Source organism: Pseudomonas sp. R3-56, assembly GCF_051132075.1.
Lineage (GTDB): Bacteria > Pseudomonadota > Gammaproteobacteria > Pseudomonadales > Pseudomonadaceae > Aquipseudomonas.
In genome coordinates this window covers 410441-433030 of the sequence record NZ_CP071657.1, presented here as the reverse complement: position 1 = coordinate 433030, position 22590 = coordinate 410441, and the positions used below count along the sequence as shown (strand labels likewise).

The 22590-nt window shown below is 62.6% G+C and carries 20 protein-coding genes, 1 pseudogene and 1 riboswitch; of the genes and pseudogenes, 8 read left to right on the top strand and 13 right to left on the bottom strand.

The genetic code is table 11. The features are described 5' to 3' along the window. The first annotated feature begins 169 nt into the window (after nt 1-169). Nucleotides 170-276, top strand: a riboswitch (S-adenosyl-L-homocysteine riboswitch). 23 nt (nt 277-299) lie between these two features. From ahcY to J3P96_RS02065, 4 genes and pseudogenes are all read left to right on the top strand, one after another. Then, nucleotides 300-1709 (top strand): adenosylhomocysteinase, encoded by a 1410-nt coding sequence (ahcY, locus tag J3P96_RS02080; protein WP_305498222.1) that lies wholly within the window; start codon nt 300-302, stop codon nt 1707-1709. A 169-nt stretch (nt 1710-1878) separates the two neighbouring features. After that, nucleotides 1879-2724 carry a methylenetetrahydrofolate reductase [NAD(P)H] gene (gene metF, locus J3P96_RS02075; RefSeq protein ID WP_305498220.1) on the top strand — a complete coding sequence of 282 codons (846 nt, stop codon included), beginning with the start codon at nt 1879-1881 and terminating at the stop codon, nt 2722-2724. Between the two features lie 134 nt (nt 2725-2858). Further along, a pseudogene (locus J3P96_RS02070) lies at nt 2859-3670 on the top strand (substrate-binding periplasmic protein); the annotation flags it as partial. Between the two features lie 231 nt (nt 3671-3901). Next, the gene (locus J3P96_RS02065; protein ID WP_434658063.1) at nt 3902-5776 is read left to right on the top strand and encodes a DEAD/DEAH box helicase; all 1875 of its coding nucleotides are present in this window, start codon (nt 3902-3904) and stop codon (nt 5774-5776) included. 244 nt (nt 5777-6020) lie between these two features. Here the strand turns inward: J3P96_RS02065 and J3P96_RS02060 are convergent, their stop codons facing one another. From J3P96_RS02060 to J3P96_RS02050, 3 genes are all read right to left on the bottom strand, one after another. Beyond that, the gene (locus J3P96_RS02060; protein ID WP_434655022.1) at nt 6021-6602 is read right to left on the bottom strand and encodes a YceI family protein; all 582 of its coding nucleotides are present in this window, start codon (nt 6600-6602) and stop codon (nt 6021-6023) included. Nucleotides 6603-6634: 32 nt separating this feature from the next. Continuing rightward, on the bottom strand, nt 6635-7186 hold the full coding sequence (locus J3P96_RS02055) for a cytochrome b (protein ID WP_434655019.1): 552 nt from the start codon (nt 7184-7186) through the stop codon (nt 6635-6637). Nucleotides 7187-7800: 614 nt separating this feature from the next. Further along, the gene (locus J3P96_RS02050) at nt 7801-9561 is read right to left on the bottom strand and encodes a flavin monoamine oxidase family protein (protein ID WP_434655017.1); all 1761 of its coding nucleotides are present in this window, start codon (nt 9559-9561) and stop codon (nt 7801-7803) included. 222 nt (nt 9562-9783) lie between these two features. Here J3P96_RS02050 and J3P96_RS02045 point away from each other — a divergent pair, with 222 nt between their 5' ends. Both J3P96_RS02045 and J3P96_RS02040 read left to right on the top strand, forming a co-directional pair. Continuing rightward, a complete protein-coding gene (locus J3P96_RS02045) occupies nt 9784-11190 on the top strand; it encodes an adenosylmethionine--8-amino-7-oxononanoate transaminase (RefSeq protein ID WP_434627430.1) in 1407 nt (468 codons plus the stop codon). Between the two features lie 181 nt (nt 11191-11371). Next, complete coding sequence (locus J3P96_RS02040) at nt 11372-12091, top strand: 16S rRNA (uracil(1498)-N(3))-methyltransferase (RefSeq protein WP_434655014.1); 720 nt, start codon at nt 11372-11374, stop codon at nt 12089-12091. A 128-nt stretch (nt 12092-12219) separates the two neighbouring features. On the opposite strand, the gene trhA is transcribed toward J3P96_RS02040, so the two are convergent. Beyond that, a complete protein-coding gene (gene trhA / locus J3P96_RS02035) occupies nt 12220-12837 on the bottom strand; it encodes a PAQR family membrane homeostasis protein TrhA (protein WP_305498208.1) in 618 nt (205 codons plus the stop codon). Nucleotides 12838-13119: 282 nt separating this feature from the next. Between trhA and J3P96_RS02030 the strand changes: the two genes are divergently transcribed. After that, nucleotides 13120-14034 (top strand): LysR family transcriptional regulator, encoded by a 915-nt coding sequence (locus J3P96_RS02030; RefSeq protein ID WP_305498207.1) that lies wholly within the window; start codon nt 13120-13122, stop codon nt 14032-14034. Between the two features lie 237 nt (nt 14035-14271). Next, a complete protein-coding gene (locus J3P96_RS02025; RefSeq protein ID WP_434623735.1) occupies nt 14272-15219 on the top strand; it encodes an IS110 family transposase in 948 nt (315 codons plus the stop codon). Between the two features lie 104 nt (nt 15220-15323). Here the strand turns inward: J3P96_RS02025 and madM are convergent, their stop codons facing one another. From madM to mdcA, 9 genes are all read right to left on the bottom strand, one after another. Beyond that, complete coding sequence (gene madM, locus J3P96_RS02020; RefSeq protein ID WP_014340652.1) at nt 15324-16088, bottom strand: malonate transporter subunit MadM; 765 nt, start codon at nt 16086-16088, stop codon at nt 15324-15326. Nucleotides 16089-16093: 5 nt separating this feature from the next. Further along, nucleotides 16094-16486 carry a malonate transporter subunit MadL gene (gene madL / locus J3P96_RS02015; RefSeq protein WP_434655011.1) on the bottom strand — a complete coding sequence of 131 codons (393 nt, stop codon included), beginning with the start codon at nt 16484-16486 and terminating at the stop codon, nt 16094-16096. Nucleotides 16487-16552: 66 nt separating this feature from the next. Next, nucleotides 16553-17473, bottom strand: coding sequence for a malonate decarboxylase subunit epsilon (gene mdcH / locus J3P96_RS02010; protein ID WP_434655008.1), 921 nt, complete (start codon nt 17471-17473; stop codon nt 16553-16555). Continuing rightward, nucleotides 17470-18093, bottom strand: coding sequence for a malonate decarboxylase holo-ACP synthase (locus tag J3P96_RS02005; RefSeq protein ID WP_434655005.1), 624 nt, complete (start codon nt 18091-18093; stop codon nt 17470-17472). The genes mdcH and J3P96_RS02005 overlap by 4 nt, the downstream gene beginning before the upstream one ends. After that, a complete protein-coding gene (mdcE, locus tag J3P96_RS02000) occupies nt 18087-18890 on the bottom strand; it encodes a biotin-independent malonate decarboxylase subunit gamma (RefSeq protein ID WP_434655003.1) in 804 nt (267 codons plus the stop codon). Before mdcE ends, J3P96_RS02005 begins: the two co-directional genes overlap by 7 nt. Continuing rightward, nucleotides 18887-19738, bottom strand: coding sequence for a biotin-independent malonate decarboxylase subunit beta (locus tag J3P96_RS01995; protein WP_434655000.1), 852 nt, complete (start codon nt 19736-19738; stop codon nt 18887-18889). Before J3P96_RS01995 ends, mdcE begins: the two co-directional genes overlap by 4 nt. Then, nucleotides 19731-20030 carry a malonate decarboxylase subunit delta gene (locus J3P96_RS01990; RefSeq protein WP_305498200.1) on the bottom strand — a complete coding sequence of 100 codons (300 nt, stop codon included), beginning with the start codon at nt 20028-20030 and terminating at the stop codon, nt 19731-19733. The genes J3P96_RS01995 and J3P96_RS01990 overlap by 8 nt, the downstream gene beginning before the upstream one ends. Beyond that, nucleotides 20030-20905 carry a triphosphoribosyl-dephospho-CoA synthase gene (locus J3P96_RS01985; RefSeq protein WP_434654998.1) on the bottom strand — a complete coding sequence of 292 codons (876 nt, stop codon included), beginning with the start codon at nt 20903-20905 and terminating at the stop codon, nt 20030-20032. Before J3P96_RS01985 ends, J3P96_RS01990 begins: the two co-directional genes overlap by 1 nt. After that, nucleotides 20906-22576 carry a malonate decarboxylase subunit alpha gene (mdcA, locus tag J3P96_RS01980; RefSeq protein WP_434654995.1) on the bottom strand — a complete coding sequence of 557 codons (1671 nt, stop codon included), beginning with the start codon at nt 22574-22576 and terminating at the stop codon, nt 20906-20908. Between the last annotated feature and the right edge of the window lie 14 nt (nt 22577-22590).

Genomic DNA, 22590 nt, shown 5'->3' with positions numbered 1-22590 from the left:
CCGATGAATGCCGGCATCATGGCAGACCCGGCGGGCAGCCTCTACGTCGCCGCCCCTATGACGATCATCGGCATTTTTGATTTGCCGACAGAAACCCTTTGGAAGATCCGCTTAGCCCGTTATAATCGCCCCCGTTTCATCGGCCCACGCTTTGGGTCGTTCCCGCCACCTGTCCGAGGGGCGCTGCAGCAGGCTCGACCTGTCAGGCTCGGATGGGGCGTTGCTGGTACGGGGTTCCCCGCACTGGCACTAAACGCACAACGGCGCCCATTCGCATACATTACGAATGGAGGCTCTTCATGAGCGCTGTTATCACGCCTGCAGCTTTTACCGACTACAAAGTCGCCGACATGTCCCTGGCTGCCTGGGGCCGTCGCGAAATCATCATCGCCGAATCCGAAATGCCAGCCCTGATGGGCCTGCGCCGCAAATACTCTGGCGAACAGCCATTGAAGGGCGCAAAAATCCTCGGCTGCATCCACATGACCATCCAGACCGCCGTGCTGATCGAAACCCTGGTTGCCCTGGGTGCCGAAGTGCGCTGGTCGTCCTGCAACATTTTCTCGACCCAGGACCAGGCCGCTGCCGCGATCGCCGCTGCCGGCATCCCGGTTTTCGCCTGGAAAGGCGAGACCGAGCAAGAGTATGAGTGGTGCCTGGAGCAGACCATCCTCAAGGATGGCCAGCCATGGGACACCAACATGATCCTCGACGACGGCGGCGACCTGACCGAGCTGCTGCACAAGAAATACCCGGCCGTGCTGGACAAGGTCCACGGCGTGACCGAAGAAACCACCACCGGCGTCCACCGCCTGCTGGACATGCTGGCCAAGGGAGAGTTGAAGATCCCGGCCATCAACGTCAACGACTCGGTGACCAAGAGCAAGAACGACAACAAGTACGGTTGCCGTCACAGCCTCAACGACGCCATCAAGCGCGGCACCGACCACTTGCTGTCCGGCAAGCAGGCCCTGGTGATCGGCTACGGTGACGTGGGCAAGGGTTCGGCCCAGTCCCTGCGTCAGGAAGGCATGATCGTCAAGGTGTCCGAAGTCGACCCGATCTGCGCCATGCAAGCCTGCATGGACGGTTTCGAACTGGTTTCGCCGTTCATCGACGGCAACAACGACGGCACCGAAGCCAGCGTCGACAAGGCACTGCTGGGCAAGATCGACCTGATCGTGACCACCACCGGCAACGTCAACGTCTGCGACGCCAACATGCTCAAGGCCCTGAAAAAGCGCGCCGTGGTCTGCAACATCGGTCACTTCGACAATGAAATCGACACCGCTTTCATGCGCAAGAACTGGGCATGGGAAGAAGTGAAGCCACAGGTGCACAAAGTTCACCGCACCGGTACCGGCAGCTTCGACCCGCAGAACGATGACTACCTGATCCTGCTGGCTGAAGGCCGCCTGGTGAACCTGGGCAACGCCACCGGTCACCCAAGCCGCATCATGGACGGTTCGTTCGCCAACCAGGTCCTGGCCCAGATCTTCCTGTTCGGCCAGAAATACGCCGACCTGCCACCGGCGCAGAAAGCCGAGCGCCTGACCGTGGAAGTATTGCCGAAGAAACTCGACGAAGAAGTGGCCCTGGAAATGGTCCGCGGTTTCGGCGGCGTGGTCACCAAGCTGACCAAGCAACAGGCTGACTACATCGGCGTGACCGTCGAAGGCCCGTTCAAGCCGCACGCCTACCGCTACTGATCGGCGCGGCTCCCCCTGCGGGAGCCGGCTCCTTTGTGGGAGCGAGCCTGCTCGCGATGCAGACACCTCGGTCCAGCTGCCAGACCGAGGCGATGCCAATCGCGAGCAAGCTCGCTCCCACAAAGAGCCCGAGCGCCTCACCGGCCTACAAGTTTCCAAGGATATGACCATGTCCCAAGAACGTCGCTACAGCTTCGAGTTCTTCCCGACGAAGACCGATGCTGGGCATGAAAAACTGATTGCCACTGCCCGACAGCTGGCAGGCTACAACCCCGATTTTTTCTCCTGCACCTACGGCGCCGGCGGTTCGACCCGTGACCGCACGATGAATACCGTGCTGCAGCTTGAAAGCGAAGTCAAAGTCCCGGCCGCTCCGCACCTGTCCTGCGTGGGCGATAGCAAGGATGACCTGCGTAGCCTGCTGACCCAGTACAAGGCCGCCGGCATCAAGCGTATCGTCGCCCTGCGCGGTGACCTGCCCTCGGGCATGGGCATGGCCAGCGGTGAACTGCGCCACGCCAACGAGCTCGTCGAGTTCATCCGCCAGGAGACCGGCGAGCACTTTCATATTGAAATCGCCGCGTATCCGGAAATGCATCCGCAAGCACGCAATTTCGAAGACGACCTGAGCAATTTCGTGCGCAAGGCCAACGCCGGCGCCAACAGCGCGATTACCCAGTATTTCTTCAACGCCGACAGCTACTTCTACTTCGTCGAGCGTGTGCGCAAGTTGGGTGTCGACATTCCGGTGGTACCGGGCATCATGCCGATCACCAACTACAGCAAACTGGCGCGTTTTTCCGACGCCTGCGGCGCGGAAATCCCGCGCTGGATCCGCAAGCAACTGGAAGCCTACGGCGATGACACGGCCAGCATCCAACGCTTCGGCGAGGAGGTCATCACGCAGATGTGTGAACGACTGTTGCAAGGTGGCGCGCCGGGCCTGCACTTCTACACGTTGAACCAGGCCGAGCCGAGCCTCGCTGTGTGGAACAACCTCAAGCTGCCGCGCTAGGCACTGAAGTGCCGGTACGCAAAGGCCCTGGTGAAAACCCGGGCCTTTTTCATGCGCCTTGCAGGCAAAGGGCAACCAACCCGCGAGCCAGAGCGCTCTAGCTATTTGATGAGCTCTCATCGTAACCTCAGACAATGCCCGTCTTTACCCAACTCCTGACCGTCCTGTTACTCCTGTGCCTGAGCGTTTGCGCCCGGGCCGAGAAGCTGCGCATCGTCACCGAACCCTGGGCGCCCTACGTCTATGAGGAGAACGGCAGGGCCCTGGGCCTGGACTATGAAACCACCGCCATCGTGTTCAAGCGCCTGGGCGTTGATGTCGAATGGCAGTTCCTGCCTTGGAAGCGTTGCCTGGCGATGCTGGAACAGGGGCTGGCAGACGGTGCACTGGATATCTTTCGCAGCGAGGAGCGCGACTCCCTGCTGCTCTACCCGAGCGAACCGCTGTCGGACGTCGAGTTCGTGATGTTCTACGCCAACGCCCGGCCCCATCCGTTTCGCACGCTCGATGAGCTCGAAGGACTGACCGTCGGCACGTCTCCGGGTTATCTGTACAGCCAGGCGTTCAGGGAATCGACCCGGTTCAAGCGGGAAACCGCGCCCACCCATGAAGCCAATTTCGGCAAGTTGCAGTTGGGCCGGATCGACCTGCTCATCACCGACCGCCGAGTGGGCCGGCATGTGCTCAAGGCGCTGCAAATGGATGACCAGATCAGCGAAAATCCCACGGTCGTGAGCCGTCAAAGCCAATACCTGGCGGTACGGCGCAGCGCCGGCATGGATTTGCTGGTGCAGCGCTTCGGTGCTGAACTCAAGCGTTTCAAGCGCGAACCGGCCTATGCCGAGCTGAGCGCCCGCTATGGTGCCGACCCGGCCGGCAAGGCGGCACCGCAAGACCCGGTACCCCACTGAAATACACCGTTGAGCAGCAGGAAAGCGGCGCGCGGCGATTGCTCTGTTATACTCGGGCCTTCCCGCCAGGCTCACGCCCGGACGCCCGGTCTTGCAAAAGGCATCCCGACACCGCTACAGCGCAGCTTCCAGCCCGCGCGAGCCCTGTCCGGACCCGTCTTCCAGACCCGGCAGGACCGGACGGGATGACGTCTTTCAATGACCGTCATTTGCGCCAGGCAAGACTATCCCATTGGGCCAGGCCCTCACTAAAAACAGGATTACTCATGTCCTTTGCTTCCCTCGGTCTCTCCGAGGCTTTAGTCGGCGCCATCGAAGCCGCCGGCTACACCCAGCCTACCCCGGTGCAACAGCGGGCCATCCCCGCCGTGTTGCAAGGTCGCGACCTGATGGTCGCCGCACAGACAGGTACTGGTAAAACCGGCGGTTTCGCCCTTCCGATCCTCGAGCGGCTGTTCCCCAACGGTCACCCGGACAAATCCCAGCGTCACGGCCCGCGCCAACCCCGCGTGCTGGTCCTGACCCCAACCCGCGAACTGGCGGCCCAGGTCCACGAGAGCTTCAAGGTCTATGCGCGTGACCTGAAGTTCGTCAGCGCCTGCATCTTCGGCGGCGTCGGCATGAACCCGCAAGTCCAGGCCATGGCCCGTGGCGTCGATGTCCTGGTGGCCTGCCCCGGCCGCCTGCTGGACCTGGCCGGCCAGGGCAGCGTCGACTTGTCCCACGTGGAAATCCTCGTGCTGGACGAAGCCGACCGCATGCTCGACATGGGTTTTGTCCATGACGTGAAAAAAGTGCTGGCCCGCCTGCCGGCCAAGCGCCAGAACCTGCTGTTCTCGGCGACGTTCTCCAAGGACATCACTGACCTTGCCGGCAAGCTGCTGCACAACCCGGAACGCATCGAAGTCACGCCGCCGAACACCACGGTCGAGCGCATCGAGCAGCGCGTGTTCCGCCTGCCGGCCAGCCACAAGCGTGCCCTGCTGGCCCACCTGATCACCACGGGCGCCTGGGAACAGGTCCTGGTCTTCACCCGCACCAAGCACGGCGCCAATCGCCTGGCCGAATACCTGGACAAGCACGGCCTGCCAGCTGTGGCGATCCACGGCAACAAGAGCCAGAACGCCCGCACCAAGGCCCTGGCCGACTTCAAGGCCGGCGAAGTGCGCATCCTCGTAGCCACCGACATCGCCGCCCGTGGCCTCGATATCGACCAGTTGCCTCACGTGGTCAACTTCGAGCTGCCGAACGTCGATGAAGATTACGTCCACCGTATCGGCCGTACCGGCCGGGCCGGTCGTTCGGGCGAGGCGATTTCCCTGGTCGCGCCGGATGAAGAGAAGTTGCTCAAAAGCATCGAGCGGATGACCAAGCAGAAAATCCCTGACGGCGACCTGATGGGCTTTGATGCCAGCACCATCGAGGCCGAGAAGCCTGAAGTGCGTGAGCGTCCGGATGTGCGCAATCCGCGTAATCCTCGTGGCCCGCGCGGCGACGGCCCGAATGGCGGCGGTGGTGGCGGCGGTCGTAAGGACAAAGGCAAGGACAAGGGCAAGGAAAAATCGGCCAGCAACAGCAACGGTCGCGGCGAACGCCCAGCCCGCGAGCAGAAGCCCCGCGAAGGCACTCCGGCCCGTGAGCAGCAACGCCCGGCCCCGCGCGCCGCAGCGGCCGACCGCGCCCCGGACGAATTCCTCGACGACGATGTCGATAACTTCGGTAACCGCGTGGACTACGTGCCGCAGCAGAAACCGGCCCAGGGTCGCGGTCGCCGTCCGGGCGCCCCGGCAACAGGCGCAGGTGCTGGCGCCCCCCGCGGTGGCCAGCCACAGGGCCGCCAGAACGGACCGCGCAACAGCAACGGCTCGTCCACCGGCACTCCGCCAGGCAAGCGCAGCGGTCCGCGTAATGGCGCCCCACGTGACGGCCAGGCCCGCCGCGAAGAGTCCCGTCCACGCCGCCCGGCACGTGATGATGACCAGCCTCGTCAGGAACCTGTTGTGCAAAACCCGCGTGGCAACCAGCCGAAAATCATGCACAAGGAATCGAAAGTCGATCGTTTCCCGACGCCTGAACAGCTGGACCAATTGCCAAGCCGTCCACGTGGCGAAAAACCGGCCTTGCTGACGCGCAATCGCTGAGTTTTCCAAGCCATGAAAAATGCCCCGGTTCTTGCGAGCCGGGGCATTTTTTTGGCCCCACGCAATTCCAAATGTGGGAGCGAGCTTGCTCGCGATAGCGGTGGCTCAGTCACCATCAATGTGACAGAACTGACGCCATCGCGAGCAAGCTCGCTCCCACAGGGTTATCTGTGTCGCCGAAATCCGCACAATAAAAAACGCCCCAGGCCGCGAGACCAGGGGCGTTTTTTGTCAGGCGCGAACGTTACTTCTGCTGAACACCTTCAAACGTCACGTACAGCTCGACCACGTCGGATTTCGGACCCAGGTCTTTCTGCTTGCCGAAGTCGGAACGCTTGATCGTGGTAGTGCCTTCGAAGCCGGCACGGTAGCCACCCCATGGGTCCTTGCCTTCGCCCAGGAAGGTTGCCTTGACCACGACCGGCTTGGTCACGCCCAGCAGGGTCAGGTCACCGGTCACATCGGCGGTGTTTGCGCCGGTGGACTTGACACTGGTGGACACGAAGGTGGCCTTGCCGAATTTGCTGGCGTTCAGGAAGTCAGCGCTGGCGATGTGCTTGTCACGTTCGGCGTGGTTGGTGAACACGCTGGCGGTGTTGACGTTGAATTCGATCTTGCTGGCTTCAGGCTTGGCGGCGTCGAAGCTGAACTTGCCGTCGATGTCCTTGAAGGTACCGGTGATGTAGCTGTAGCCCAGGTGGCTGATCTTGAAGTCGACGAAGGCGTGCTGGCCTTCCTTGTCGACCACGTAGTCTGCGGCCATGGCCTGGCCGGCGGACAGCAGGGCAGAACCGATTGCCAGGGCGGCGAGCGTCTTTTTCAACATGCTTTCTATTCCTTTGGAGTCGAGGTTGAACATCAGGCTTGGCGTCCCAGCATGCGCTTGAGGGTCGCGTCACGGTCGATAAAGTGGTGCTTCAATGCTGCCAACGCATGGAGGCCGGAAAAAATTACCAGCGCCCATGCCAGGTAGAAGTGGATCTGGCCGGCGACGTCTGCCTGATCGGGCAGTCCGGACACCAGCGCGGGTACTTCAAACAAACCAAACACCGAGATCCCGACACCGTCTGCGGTGGAAATCAGGTAACCGGCAATCATCACGGCAAACAGCCCGAGATACAGTGCGCCATGGCCAAGCTTGGCACTGACGCGAGTCAGGCGTCCGTAGGTTTCCAGGGTCGGTGGCGGCGGGCTGACAAAACGCCAGATCACTCGCAGCACCATCACCGCCAACAGCACCAGGCCGATGCTCTTGTGGATGTCCGGCGCGTCTTTGCGCCAGGTGCTGTAATAATCCAGCCCGACCATCCACAGGCCCAGCGCGAACAGCCCATACACCGCCAAGGCAACGGCCCAGTGCGAAACGATGCTGACCCAGCCATAGCGAGAAGAAGAGTTGCGTAGCTGCATTGCTCATATCCTGTAAAAACTGTGACCAAGACTAGCGAGTTATCTATCGAATTAAAGCGGAAAATTTCGCTTTGAAATATCGAGAAATACGATCATCAGTCTGGGACGGGTGCGTTAAGGAAAGATTAAAGCGGATGCGCTGCGTGATGGCGGGGGAGCCAGGACATCAGCTTGGCCGGAGGGCCTCATCGCGAGCAGGCTCGCTCCCACCAGAGGCCCGGTTTTTATGAGCCAAAGCCTGTGATTATCAATTCACTGAGCATTTGGGGTGGTATGGGTCGAAGGTGCATTTGTAGGTCAACTGAGGGTCCCGTTCCGGAACCATCGGGATCATCAGGGGATCCCGACATTCACCATACACACACCCGTACAGCGAAACCGATACGAGCATTGCCATCAGTATTTTCATACGCACTCCTGTTTTTCAAGGAGCCTGAACGCATGGCCCGGCGAGCTCTATCGGCCGCTTCCGGTTAAAGGGTGGGAAGTTTCCGATATATCGTCGAGACATGCAGGACGTCGGCGTAATGATCGACCCGTGGCGAGGGAGTTTGCTCCCTCGCCACGAGTTATTGATTGCCTTAAGTGAACGGCAGCGTTCTTTCCACTTGACGTTACTGAGCCTTCGTCTCAGTAGTTGCCGCCGGTTTGGCGGCGGGTTTCTTCACTGGCTCAGCCTTTTTCACTGGTGCCTTGGCCGGGGCCTTTTTTGCCGGGGCCTTGGCCGCCGGCTTCTTCGTCGCTGGCTTGGCCGTGGCTTTCTTGGCTGGCTCGGTCTTCGCTGGCGCCGGCGCGGGTGGTTCCACCGGCGCAGGGGCTGGGACGGGGGCCGGTGCCGGCGCTGGAGGCGGTGCTACCGGCTCGGGAGCCTTGGCCGGCTCCGGCTTCTTGTCGTCATCCGAGCCGCCGAACAGGTTGCTGAAGAAGTTGCCTTTCTTCGCCGCCACCGCTCCGGCGGCAGCTGCTGCGGCCGGGGCGACCTTCGGTGGTTCGAACGACTTGCCCGCCGCCAGGTCTTCAACCTGGCTGGCGGCGCGCTGGCCGCTGCGCAGTGCGCCTTCCAGGGTGCCTGGGTACAGCGCGTCGGTGTGTTCGCCGGCAAAGGCGACGCGCTGCAATGGTTTTTCCCACAGGCGCCAGTACTTGCTGATCTGGCCCGGACCAAACGCCAGGTACGCGCCGCCCATGGAAGGGTCGGTGCTGTAGCGGCGGATTTCATAACCGGTGAAGGCACCGCGCGCCTGTGGATAAAACGCGTGGAGGCGGATCAACACCTGGTCGACCATCTGCTTGTCGCCGAAGGCCTGCATCACCCGTGCGTTGTCGCCAGACAGGTTGATGACAACGTTGGCGCCACCCTTCATGGCTGGCTCGATCCACATCATGCCCAGGCCGGCGTTGCTGTAGATCTCGCCCGACATGCGTGCCTTGCTGTCCCAGACCGGGTTCTTGAACTTGAGCATGATCTGGTCACGCCAGCCGTAGTTGGTGCCTTTGATCGCACCCAGGTGCTGGGCATCCAGGGCCGGGGTCAGTTGGATCTTGTTCAATGCTCGCAAGGGCACGGCCAGTACAACATAGTCGGCTTGGTAACCGACGCTGCCGACCTTGACGGTGACGCCGTCCTTGTCCTGGGAAATGGCCGACACCGGCGAGCTCGTCTTGATGGTTTTCAGTTGCTTGACGAACGCCTGGGCCAATACCGGGCTGCCACCGAGCAGGCGCGAGGCGCGCAGGTCACGGTCGGACACGCCGCGATAGACGCGGTTCTGCTGGGCGAAATACAGCAACGAGAGGCGCGACGGCTCGTCATAGCGCGTGCGGATTTCCTGGTTGACCAACTGTCGGGCGGTGGCCGGCAGTTGCAAACGGTCCAGCCAGTTGGACACGGTGATCTGGTCGAGCGCGTGTAACGTACTGGTAGCCGTCGGGTTCAGTGGGTCGTCGATGGAACGGGCCAGATCATCCAGGGTGGTTTCGTAGCGCTTGAGCGCCTCGGCCGTGGCTGGCTGCTTGGTCGCCAGGTCGGTGGCAGTAAAATAGGTGCCGTCGATCAGATAGCTGGGGGTGCGCACGAATTCCGGCGCCGGCGTGGTGCTCAGCTTGAAGGTCGAAACGTACTTGTTCAGTACCGGCTGGACCTTATCGTTGCCGATCCACTCGCTGGTGGCCATGCCCGAACGGCCGCCCAGGCTCGGTTTGGCTTCCAGCAGGGTCACGGCCCAACCCTTGTTCTGTAACTCGTAGGCCGCCGTGAGCCCGGCCAGCCCGCCGCCGATGACGATGGCCGTCGGTTGTTTGTCCTTGGCCAGCGCCGAAACGCTGAACAGCCCTATCATCACCAGCGCACAGGCGCGCAGCCAACCAGCAGACATTCAGCGAACTCCGGAATTACGTAAGAATTTTCGGTTTTTCGAGCCAGTCGGCTCCGGGAACGGCGAAGAATACGTCAGCCATCAAAACGCCGCCAGCGACGTCTATCACCTCACTGAAACGGGTGGGGACGACACAATGGGTTGTTCCCCGGCCCGCCATTGCATAGGCTTGCGCGATTGTTTTGCCCGCGCCCGCCGCGAGCCGCCTCGAGGAGACTGTACATGGGCCTGAATAACCAGTGGATGCAGCGCGATCTTGCCGTGCTATGGCACCCCTGCACCCAGATGAAAGATCACGAACAGCTGCCGCTGATTCCTATCCGGCGCGGCGAAGGCGTGTGGCTTGAGGACTTCGAAGGCAAGCGCTACCTCGATGCGGTGAGTTCGTGGTGGGTCAATGTGTTCGGCCACGCCAACCCGCGCATCAACCAGCGCATCAAGGATCAGGTCGATCAGCTTGAGCATGTGATCCTCGCCGGTTTCAGCCACCAGCCGGTGATCGAGCTGTCCGAACGCCTGGTGAAGATGACGCCCGAAGGCCTGACCCGGTGCTTCTATGCCGATAACGGCTCGTCCTGCATCGAAGTGGCGATGAAGATGAGCTTTCATTACTGGATCAATCGCGGCCGGCCCGACAAGAAACGCTTCGTTACCCTGAGCAACAGCTACCACGGCGAAACCATCGCGGCGATGTCGGTGGGCGATGTACCGCTGTTCACCGAAACCTACAAGGCGTTGTTGCTGGACACGCTCAAGGTGCCGAGCCCCGACTGCTACCACCGCCCCGAAGGCATGGGCTGGGAAGAACATTCGCGAAACATGTTCGCGGCCATGGAGCAAACCCTGGCCGAGCACCACGACACGGTGGCGGCGGTGATCGTCGAACCGCTGATCCAGGGCGCCGGCGGCATGCGCATGTACCACCCGGTGTACCTGAAGCTGTTGCGTGAAGCCTGCGACCGCTACGGCGTGCACCTGATCCACGATGAAATCGCGGTCGGCTTCGGCCGCACCGGGACGATGTTTGCCTGCGAACAGGCCGGTATCACGCCAGACTTCCTCTGCCTGTCCAAGGCTCTGACCGGCGGCTACCTGCCGCTGGCGGCGTGCGTGACCACCGATGAGGTCTACAGCGCGTTCTACGACGACTACCCGACCCTGCGCGCCTTCCTGCATTCCCACAGCTACACGGGCAATCCGCTGGCTTGCGCGGCGGCGCTGGCGACCCTGGATATTTTCGAAGACGACAACGTCATCGAAACCAACAAGGCCCTGGCCCAGCGCATGGCCAGCGCCACCGCCCACCTGGTCGACCACCCGAACGTGGCCGAAGTGCGCCAGACCGGCATGGTCCTGGCCATCGAGATGGTCAAGGACAAGGCGAGCAAAACCGCGTACCCATGGCAGGAGCGGCGCGGCCTGACGGTCTTCCAGCATGCCCTGGAGCGCGGCGCCCTGCTGCGGCCGCTGGGCAGCGTGGTGTATTTCCTGCCGCCGTATGTCATTACGCCGGAGCAGATCGATTTTCTGGCGGAAGTTGCCAGCGAAGGGATTGATATCGCCACCCGGGACAAGGTCAGCGTGGCGGTGCCGAAGGATTTTCACCCGGGGTATCGCGATCCGGGCTGATACGTCTGTGAACGAATTTCTCCGTGGCGAGGGAGCTTGCTCCCGCTCGATTGCGCAGCAATCGCAGGAATGGGACCGCTTCGCAGCCCAGCGGGAGCAAGCTCCCTCGCCACAAAAGCTTGCTCACCGCAAAGCCCCCGACCACGCAGCAATGCGCAATCCGATTGTGTAGAGACCAAACATGAGACTGTCCCGCTTTTTCATCGACACGCCCCTGAGCCTCGGCGATCACGAGCTGCCCGAAGCCCAGGCCCACTACATCGGCCGAGTGCTGCGCATGGCCGAGGGCGATGCGGTGCAAGTATTCGATGGCTCCGGACAGGAGTTTCGCGGCACCCTGGCCGAGGTCGGCAAGAAGCGCGTGCGCGTGCAGCTCGACGAGCAATTTGCCGGACAGGCCGAGTCGCCCTTGCGCATTCATCTCGGTCAGGGCCTGTCCCGGGGCGAGCGCATGGATTGGGCGATCCAGAAGGCCACGGAACTGGGTGTCAGCGAGATCACCCCGATTTTCACCGAGCGCTGTGAAGTGCGCCTCAAGGACGAACGCGCCGACAAGCGTCTGCTGCACTGGCGCCAGGTGGCGATCAGCGCTTGCGAGCAATGCGGGCGTTCCAGCGTGCCGGTGATCCATCCTCCGCTGCTGCTGGCCGACTGGTTGAAACAGACCGACGCCGAGCTGAAACTGGTCCTGCACCCGGTCGCCGAACCGCTGGTCAGTCATGCCAGGCCGTCGACCCTGGCGTTCCTGATCGGCCCCGAGGGCGGGTTGTCGGATGCAGAAGTCGAACAGGCCAGGACCGCCGGCTACCACGCCGCCCGCCTCGGTCCCCGGGTGCTGCGTACCGAAACCGCGCCAGTGGTGGCGCTGGCGGTGGCGCAGCAGTTGTGGGGGGATTTCTAAGGCTCCGCGACCACTGAAGATCACCTGTGGGAGCGAGCCTGCTCGCGAAGGCGATTCAACATTCAGCATCAATGCAAGCTGATCCACCGCATTCGCGAGCAGGCTCGCTCCCACGGGGACCAACGGCGCTAGAGCACGTAGAACAGAATCGCCACGAAATGCAAAAGGCTGCCGGCGATGACGAAAAGGTGCCAGATGCCATGGGCATGGCGCAGGCGATGGTCGAGCGCGAAGAAGATGATGCCGACGGTATACAGCACGCCTCCCGAGGCCAGCCAGGCAAACCCGGCGCTGCCCAGCGCCGCCAGTAGCGGTTTGACCGCCACCAGAACGATCCAGCCCATCACCGCATAGATGACGATCGAGAGGATCCGGGCTTCGGAACGCGGCTTGATTTCCTGCAGGATACCGATCACCGCCAGCCCCCAGACGATCCCGAACAATGTCCAGCCCCACGGCCCGCGCAGCGTTACCAGGCAGAACGGCGTGTAGCTGCCGGCGATCAACAGGTAGATCGAAAAGTGATCGACCTTCTGCATGATCTCTTTCTTGCGCCCGCGCACGCTGTGATAAACCGTCGATGCGCTGTAGAGCACCAGCAAGGTGAACCCGTAGATTGCCACGCTGACGATCTTCCACGGATCGCCGGCCATCCCGGCAATCACCAGCAGCCACACCGCACCGATAAACGCGGCGACCGCGCCCACCAGGTGCGTCCAGGCGTTGAGTCGCTCCCCGTGATACATCCAGACCCACCCCCCTATTACGAATTTGGCGCCAAGGCTCAGGCCTGGCGCCTGAAAGTGCAATGGTTTGCTTTTAACTTGCGATACCGCACCTGTGGCGAGGGAGCTTGCTCCCGCTTGACCGGGCTGGCGCTCCAGTGCGCAGCGCTCACAAGATTCTTGGGGCGGCTTCGCCACCCAGCGGGAGCAAGCTCCCTCGCCACAACAGCCCCCAAGCCACATAAATCGCGTCGCCAGGAAGACATGGGGCACAATCAGCCCATACGAACAAGAGTCCGCCCCATGCTCATCGACGAAGAATTGACCCTGAAGAAACTCGAGGTGTTCCTGGCGTTCATGCGCACCGGCAACCTGGCGCGGGCGGCGGTCGAGTTGCAGACCAGCAATGTCAGCGTGCATCGGGCCATTCACTCGCTGGAGAGCGCGTTGCGCTGTCCGTTGTTCAAGCACGAAGGCCGCAACCTCACGCCGCTGGAAAGCGCCTATGTGCTGGAGGAGCGCGCGCAGAAGCTGATTCAGGACGTGGTCGAAAGCGTACGCCTGACCCGCGAGGCGGCCGGCTTTTCCGCCGAGCGTTTCAAGCTGGGATCCTTGTATTCACTGACCGTCAAGACCGTGCCGCAACTGATCATGGGCCTGAAGATCCGGCGCAGCGAGCTCAATATCGATCTGATCATGGGCTCCAACATCGACCTGTTGTACAAACTCAAGAACATGGAGGTCGATGCGATCCTGGTGTCGCTGGACGACAGCGTCAACGACCCGGACTGCGAGCAGATCGCGCTGTTTTCCGATGACATTTTCCTCGCCACGCCCGCCGACTCGCCCTTTGCCCAACGCAGCGAGGTCGACCTGGCCGAAGTCCGCGACGAGACCTTCATCACCCTGACCCAGGGCTTCGCCACGCACCAGGACGGTATCCGGGTGTTCAGGCAGGCGGGGTTCGAGCCGAAAGTGGCGATGCAGGTCAACGACATCTTCACCCTGCTGAGCATGGTCAGCTCCGGGGTGGGTTATGCCCTGCTTCCCGGCCGGATCGCGGCGGTGTATGAGAACCGGGTGAAACTGATCCCGTTGCAGGAAAAGTACCGGTTGCAGCAGCACATCGGTGTGGTGTTCCTCAAGGCCAAGGAGCGCGACCCGAACCTGCTGGCGTTGTTGGCGGAATGCCGGATGTACGCCAATCGCCAGGCTTGAGACCGAGTCGCGCGTTTCGCGAGCAGGCTCGCTTGTATGGTAGGACTTGAAGGGAGGAGGAGGGACTAGGCTCGATTCTGACTGTTAGCCGCAGTACAGACCGTGGGAGATTTCGCCCCTCCTCCTTTCACCCAAGCGCCGATAAAGAATGCATCTGGCCTAGACCGACGATAGGAACAAGCCTGCGCCTCTGGGTGAACCCTTCAAGTGTTCAAACCTTAGCCCGGAGGATTTTCAATGGCAATGCCCGTCGCCACCGCCCAGCCGATCGTAGGTGTGGATGTCGCCAAAGATGAGTTGGTGATTTATCACGCCCAATCCGATCGACTCGAAACGATCCCCAACACCAAAGCTGATATCAAAAAGTGGCTCAAGGCATTACCTGCGCCAGTGGATGTCGCCATCGAAGCCACCAATATCTATCACCAGGACTTCGCCGATCTGGCTTATGCGCATGGCTGTGTGATTTATATGATCGGCGGTTACGAACTCAGTCATTACCGCAAAGGGGTGAAAGTGCGCGCTAAAACCGATGCGCTGGATGCTCGGTTGTTGGCTCGCTACTTGAACAACGAAGGCCACCAGTTGCACCCTTGGTCCCCGCCATCGCCCCTGTATTGCAGGCTTATAAGCCTTTTCCGGCGACGCGCAGCCTTGGTTCAGGCGCGTGTCAGCCTCAAGCAAAGCTGGTCGAACGAACCGTTGCTCAAAACGGCCTTTGAGAACCAGATAAAGGCCATGCAAAGACTCGAAATTTTGCTTGAGAAAACAATCCAGACGCAGTTGGATGCAGCCGGTTTGGGCAGTCAGCTCAAGCGCTGCATGAAAGTCGAAGGCATCGGTCTGTTAAGCGGTGCCCGTTTGCTCACGTCGTTTCAACGTGGAGATTTCAGAAATGCCGATGCCTTCATCGCTTTTCTGGGTCTGGACCTGCGCATATCGGACTCGGGAAAAAAGAAGGGACGCCGCTGCCTGTCTAAGCGAGGTGATCCGGAGGCACGCCGATTGATGCACAACGCCGCGATGTCGGCGAGTCGCACAGCGGCGTGGAAGGGTTTTTACGAGGGTTTGAGGTCCCGAGGGCTCAGCACAACCGAGGCATTGGTAGCGCTGGCCCGCAAGCTTGCCCGAGTGGTATTCGCTCTGTTGAAGAACCAGAGCGAATACTTACCAAAAGGCATTTAGGGGCTAGTCCTGCACCATAGAATCTCCCACAAGGGTGAACCCAATCAATGTGGGAGCGAGCCTGCTCGCGAAGGCGCCAGCGCGGTAAGCGAAAAGCCGAAGTCCTACCCCATCAGTCCCCGCATGATCAGGAACAACAGCGAAGGCCCGAGCAAGCAGCCAAGGGCGGTATAGAACGCCGCCGTCAGACAGCCATAAGGCACCAGCTTCGGATCGGTCGCCGCCAGGCCGCCGGCGACGCCGCTGGAGGTGCCCATCAGCCCACCAAAGATCACCGCGCTACGAGGGTTGTTGAGGCCGATGAGCGGCGCCACGAACGGCGTCGCCACCATGACCAGGATCGCCTTGATCAACCCGGCGGCAATCGACAACGCCATCACCTCGGAACTGGCTCCGATGGCCGCCCCGGTCACCGGCCCGACGATATAGGTGACCGCTCCGGCACCGATCGTGGTCAGGCTCACCACATCGGTATAACCGAAGGCCATCGCCACGCCGACGCCGGCAATGAACGAGGTGCCGACTCCGACGAACAAAGCCAGCACCCCAACGAAACCGGCGCGCTTGAGCTCCTCGACACTCACGCCGAACGCCGTGGCGACAATGGCGAAATCCCGCAGCATGGCGCCGCCCAGCAAACCAATCCCGGAAAGCAGTGGAATGTCCACCACACCTTTTTGCCCCCCGGTCATTGCACCGCCGATATACGAGAGCACCAACCCCAGCAGGATCGCGATGGCCGAACCATGCAGGCGGCCTTTGGTGAAGGTATTGCTGATCCAGTAGGACACCCACATGGTGATGCCGACAATGGCAAACCCGCTGATCAGACCGTAGCCGGTGATGACTTTCATCATGGATTCGTACATGGCAATCACCCGACCGTCTTGACGGAAACATCGGCCTGAGGGTCTTTGTTGCCGATGCGTACCAGCACCGGCACCAACGCAAAGGCAATCACCACCGCAAGGGTCCCGGCGAGGATCGCCATCGGCCCGCCTTTCAGTGCGCCATAGACGTTTTGCTGCGCCGCCATCGCCACCACGATCGGAATGTAGATGGCGCTCCAGAACTCCACGCCAGCTTCGGACTTGCCCCTGAACAAGCCGCGCTTGTTCAGGTAGCTGCCCAGGCCGATCAGCAATAGCATTGCAATGCCGACGCCGCCAACGTTGGCCGGTACGCCAATCAGTTTGCCCAGCAGCTCACCGATGAAAATGCCCACCAGGGTACAAAAAGCCAGAAACGCCACACCATAGATAATCATTGTTGTAGTCCTCAAAGTGCATCGTCGAAGTTGTTGTTTTTGTGCTTCGCCAGCTTGAGTCGGTGTCTAGGGTCGGCGGCTTCCCTCCTCTTGCAACAGCGCTTGCAGGGTGTCGAGCCGCGCGCCGTCATAAGCCATGACGGTGCCCTGCTCGAATACCCGGCGCGCCAGCCCGGTCAACACCGCGCCGGGCGGCAACTCGATCTGCAGACGCACGCCACGCTCGTAGGCGCTTTGCACCGTGCCGCGCCAGTCGACGACGCGGCACATGTTGAAGGCCAGGTCGTCGCGCAGCGCGTCGGCCTTTATCACCGGTCGGGCGCGACTGCCGCTGAGATAGCCCAGCGCCGGAGTTTTCAAGGGTACTTCGGCAAAGGCCTGGGCCAACGTCCGCGCCGGAGCCTCCAGCAGCGGGCAGTGGGACGGTACGCTGACCGCCAACCGGCAGGCCTTGCCGGCGCCCTGGTTGCGAGCCCGTTCGGCGACGCAGCCCATGGCTTCATCACTGCCGGCGATGACCACCTGGTTATCGGCGTTGATGTTGGCCAGGTACACCGGCGTTGTTGCGCTGTGCACCTGGGCGAGCAAGGTTTCCACGGCCGCGAGGTCCAGGCCGATGATTGCCGTCATGCCGTAGCCTTGCGGATACGCCTGCTGCATCAGTTCGCCGCGCAGGCTGACCAGCCGCAACGCGTCCTCGAACCCCAGCGCCTCGGCCACGACCGCCGCCGGGTACGCGCCGATGGACAGTCCCGCCACGTAATCCGGCGCGGGGGCCTGTTCCAGCAATCGACGGGAAGCGGCCACGCCGGCGATCAACAGGCACAGCTGCACGGCGCGAGTCGACCGCAGCGCCTGGGCAGTGTCGAGCTGCAAGACATCCTCCCCGAGCACGTCACTCGCCTCGTCCAGAATCTGCGGCGCCAAGCCACGGAGCATGCCTACGCGCTGCGCACCCTGGCCGGGAAAGACGAAGAGGCTGCTCACGCGACCTGCTCCAACGAAGGCTGCCAGGGATCGCTCACCAGCCGGGCCTGAACATCATCCTTGAGCAAGACCCGACGGGACGAGCCCGCCCATTCGCGCAAGGCCACGGCGCCGCAAGGGGTTTGCAACTGCATGTCCACGGCGCATACCGAAGCATCCAGTAGCGCCAGCAACTCCTTGGCCTTGAGACGATCCAGGCGCTGCGGCGTGCGCAAAATCAGATCCAGGTCGCTGCGCTCATGCAGTGCCTCGACACCGGTGGCAAGCTCAAACCCGGCACTGCCGCTGACGCCCCAGGTCCAGCCACTGGCGTCGAGCAACGGACGCAACTCGGCCAGCGCTTGCAAGGCGGGCAGGTCGCGCGGGGATTGGACATGGCAGAGGTCTTCAGGGCGCACCCGGCGCTGGATCGTCGCCACCGGCATTGATGCGGCGTAGCGCTGTTCGCGAGAGCGACCGCGCAAGCCCACGGCGATGTGTCCAGGCGAGGACAGCGCCCGGCGCACCGCGACCGGTTGCCCGAGGTCGAGCGACTCGACAGCCCAGCCCGGCGCATCCGCAGGCAACTGCAAAGCAGTCATCCCCCAGAGCAGGTCATGGGCCAGGAGCGTGCTCACCATTGCGCCCTCAACAATTGCCGAACGTGGCTGGACGCTGCCCGGTGAACAGCGCCCAGGCGACCGCTGAGATCCCGAGGCGTGCCCGCCACGTCGTTGATCGCCTGGAGCAAACAGTCGCTCACCCGCGCCAGATCCGCCGCCGTCGGCTGCTCGATCTGTTCTACCGACAAGGTCTCCCAGAGCAGTCCCAGGCTGGCGAAGCTGTCGATGTCGTAGGCCATCGGCGGCACGCTGGCGGCCAGGGCTTCGAGTTCCTCGACGCTGCGCAAGGTCACCCGTGCCGCCGAAGCCTTGCCCATCGCATGGACCATCACGCCCGGGTCGCGCAAGGCGATCAACCGGTTGGCCTGGTAGCCGTGGGCGAGGAACGCACCGGACATCGCCTTGCCTACCAGCAAGCCGATCACTGGATGCCCGGCCAGTCGGGCCCGCGCATAACTGTCCGCCGCGCCGGCCAAAGCCTGATGAATGCCCAGCGCTTCTTCACGCCGACCGTAGGCCTGGCTCGGTACGTCGACGATGGCGATGAGTACACGTTTGCTGGCCGCGTTGCGATCGGCCGCGATGGCGTCGTCCACGGCTTTGGCCAGGCCCCAGCCTTCGAGCAAACCGACTTCGCCATTGCGCGCCCGAGGGAAACGGTTGGCGGGATCGGCCACGACAGCCAACAGACGCGCGGTTTGTTCGCCGAGTTGGACATCGGCCACTTTCAGCGAAGCGGGCAAGCCTTCCAACGGTTTGACGCCACCGCTCAAGGCCTCGAACCAGCGCAGGCCCCTCAATGAATACGTATTCATGGACGTTCTCCCTGAAACAACTGGCGAACCGCTGCCGGTTCGATTTGCACCTCGGTGTCCAGGCGCGACAGGCGCTGGAGGAACAGTCTGGCTTGGCCACTGCGGTGTTCAGTGGGCACACCCAGATGCAACAGTTCGCAGACCTGACGACGAATCTGCGCCACGTCATCGGCGACGTAGCGGTCCACCAGCCCGGTCGCGAAACGTTGTTCGCCACCGGTCAGGCTCCAGATGAACGGACGGTCGCGGGAGTCGTACTCATCGATGCCAGCTTCCTGCTCGATCACCTGCGGACCGTTCAGCCCCAGCCGTGCTTCCTGCGTCACCAGCAGATAACTGCACAGCCCGGCAGCAATGGACATGCCGCCGAAACAGCCGACGCTGCCAGCGACTACGCCAACCACCGGCTGGTATTGGCGCAGGTCGATAATCGCCGAATGGATCTCGGCAATTGCCGCGAGCCCGAGGTTGGCTTCCTGTAAACGCACGCCGCCGGTCTCCAGCAGCAACACGGCCCGGGTCGGGATGCCTTTGCGATTGTCCTCGGCCGCCAGCTCCAGGGCACCGGCGATCTTTGCCCCGCCGACTTCGCCGAGGCTGCCACCCTGGAACGCGCCTTCGATAGCGGCGATCACCACCGGCAGGCCATCGAGCTCGCCCTTGGCGATCACTACGCCATCGTCGCTTTGCGGGACCACGCCCTGGCGCAGCAACCATGGCGACATGATCCGCTGGAACGGGTCGAGCAGTTCACGAAACGTACCGTCATCGAACAAGGCCCTGGCCCGTTGCCGGGCACCGAGCTCGACGAAACTGTGCTTGTTGAGCAACGCAGCGCTGTCAGTCATGGCCGATCTCCTCGAAGCCTTGTTCCAGGCGCAGGCGCACCACGCCGGGGGTGGCGCCGAAATCGTGGATTTCAATGGCCATCGCGGGGGGCGTCTGGCCGTCGAACATGCGCGCGAACAAGTGTTGCCAGCGTTGCTCGCTGCCATTGACCGAGGTCTGCACCTGGATGGTCAGCTTGCCCGCCAGCCCGGGCTCGATCAGCACTTCGAGATCGCCCGAGCCGACGCAGCCGACCAGCGCCCGGCCCCGTGGCGGCTGCCCGGCGGTGAATTCAAAGGATAAGGTTTGCATCAGCACACTCCTGGGAAGAGGCCATCACTGCGCTCGATACGGTCGAGAAACAGGCAAGCGGCGAGCAGGTCGGCAGCGCCGCCGGGCGAGGCGTTCAAGGCAATCAATTGTTGGTCCAGCACGTGCAGCTGGCGACGACCGCCCAGGCTCGCACTGCCTCCGGCGTCGAGCACCGCCCTGGCGCCCTGCTGCATCGCCTGCAAACCCGCTTCGCCGGCGCGATAGAGCACGCAGGTGTCGGCCAGGCGGGTCATGATTGCCAGCAAGGCGTCGAGGCGGGCGTTCTGTTCGCCGACGCCGGCCGCGCGGCTGCGCTTGAGTTGCGGCAGCCCCAGGGTTGTCACCGCCGGAAATGCCAGTTGCGCTTCCTCCCGGGCACCGCGTGCGCCGTAGCGCTGGGCCACTTGGGCGCCGTGGCTCAAGGGTTGAGGCGCATGACGGTCGTTGAGCAAGGCCAGGCGGGCGGCACGCAACGTGACGGCGCCAGCGCCACTGGATTCAGGTTCCAGCGCCGCCGCAGCGACCAACAGGCCCAAGGCCCAGATCGCGCCCCGGTGAGTATTCACACCGCCCGTGGTCGTGAGCATCGCGGCTTCACCTTCCCGGCCGATGCGCCCCAGGGCTTCACGCAGTGGCAAGCCGATCTCGCCGCAGTCGAGCGCGGCCTCGGCCATTTCCTTGAATGCCGGCCACAACGACAACGCCGAAGCGTGCATCAGGCCCAGGTGCAGATCGGTATGGGCGCCGCTGCCGCGACGGTCCACCAAGGCCGGTTTGGGCGAGAGGTCGGCTTCATCGATCAACGCGTCCACTGCCAGGTCGGCCAAACGCTCAGCTAGGGATAACGTCTTGGGTTGCAGATTAAGGGCGCGCATTTACCAGCTCCTGAACTTGGCGGGCGGGTTGTAGAGGCCACCGGACCATTCCACCAGATCGGCCACGCTCTTGGCCGCGAGCAGTTCGCGGGTGGCGTCGGTGCGGCGGATGCCGAGGTCTTCGGGCAAGGCGATCAGCCCTTCGCGGCGCATCCGCGCGGTGTCTTTCGGGTCGTGGCGCAGGCCGATGGCGGTGACCCCGGCCACGGCGGCGATCATCGCCTGGCGTTCTTCCAGGGAGCGGGCCTTGTACAGGTAGGCGATGCCTTCTTCGGTCAGCAGATGGGTGACGTCGTCGCCGTAGATCATGATCGGCGCCAGGGGCATGCCGGCTTTCTTCGCCACGTCCACCGCGTCGAGTGTGTCAACGAAGGTCGGTTTGCCGCCCTCCTGGAACGTCTCGACCATCTGCACCACCAGTTTTTTGCCGCGTTCGAGCAGCGGCGCCTCGCCGTCGCCATGACGCATGTCGAGCCAGGCCGGCGTGCCGTGACGGCGACCGCGCGGGTCGTGGCCCATGTTCGGCGCACCGCCGAAACCGGCCAGTCGGCCTCGGGTCACGGTGGAGGAATGGCCGTCGCCGTCCACCTGCAAGGTGGCGCCAATGAACAGGTCCACCGCGTACTGCCCGGCCAGTTGGCAAACCATTCGATTGGAACGCAGCGAACCGTCGTGCCCGGTAAAAAACACGTCAGGCCGGGCGGCGATGTAGTTTTCCATGCCCAGTTCGGTGCCGAAGCAATGCACGCTCTCGACCCAGCCGCTTTCGATGGCGGGGATCAGCGTCGGGTGCGGATTGAGCGTCCAGTTGCGGCAGATCTTGCCCTTCAGTCCGAGTGATTCGCCGTAGGTCGGCAGGATCAATTCGATGGCGGCGGTGTTGAAACCGATGCCGTGGTTGAGCGACTGGACGTTGTGTTTTTCGTAGATCCCGCGAATCGCCATCATCGCCATCAAGACATGCACGGGCTTGATGTGGCGCGGGTCGCGGGTGAACAACGGCTCGATGTAGAACGGCTTGTCGGCCACCACCACGAAGTCGACCCAGGATGCTGGAATGTCTACGCGGGGCAGGTCGCTGACGTCGTCCACCAACTGATTGACCTGAACAATGACGATACCGTCGCTGAACGCCGCCGGTTCGATCAGCGCCGGGGTGTCTTCGGTGCTGGGACCGGTATAGATATTACCGGCGCGGTCGGCCATGAAACCGGCCGAAAGCACCACGTTGGGAATCAAGTCGACCACCAGCCGCGCGTAGAGCTCGATGTAGGTGTGGATCGCGCCGATTTCCAGCAGGCCGTCTTCCAGCAATTGGCTGATGCGCAGGCTCTGCGTGCCGGCGAAGGAGAAATCGAGCTTGCGGGCGATGCCGCGTTCGAACAGGTCCAAGTGCTCGGAACGACCGACGCTGGGCATGATCATGTGCAAGTCATGCAGCTTCGAAGGGTCGACTTTCGCCAGAGAGCGGGACAGGAAGTCCGCCTGCTTCTGGTTATTGCCCTCCAGCACCACACGGTCGCCGGGCAGGATCAACGCCTCCAGCGCCGCGACGATCTTGTCGGTGGGCAGCACCACACCGTCGGCAAGCCCCTTCACCAACGCCAGGCGCCGCTGCTTTTCGCTGCGCCGCCGCGTCCATCGCGAGTCGGGGGATATTGTTGTTGTCATGACCACTCCACGGG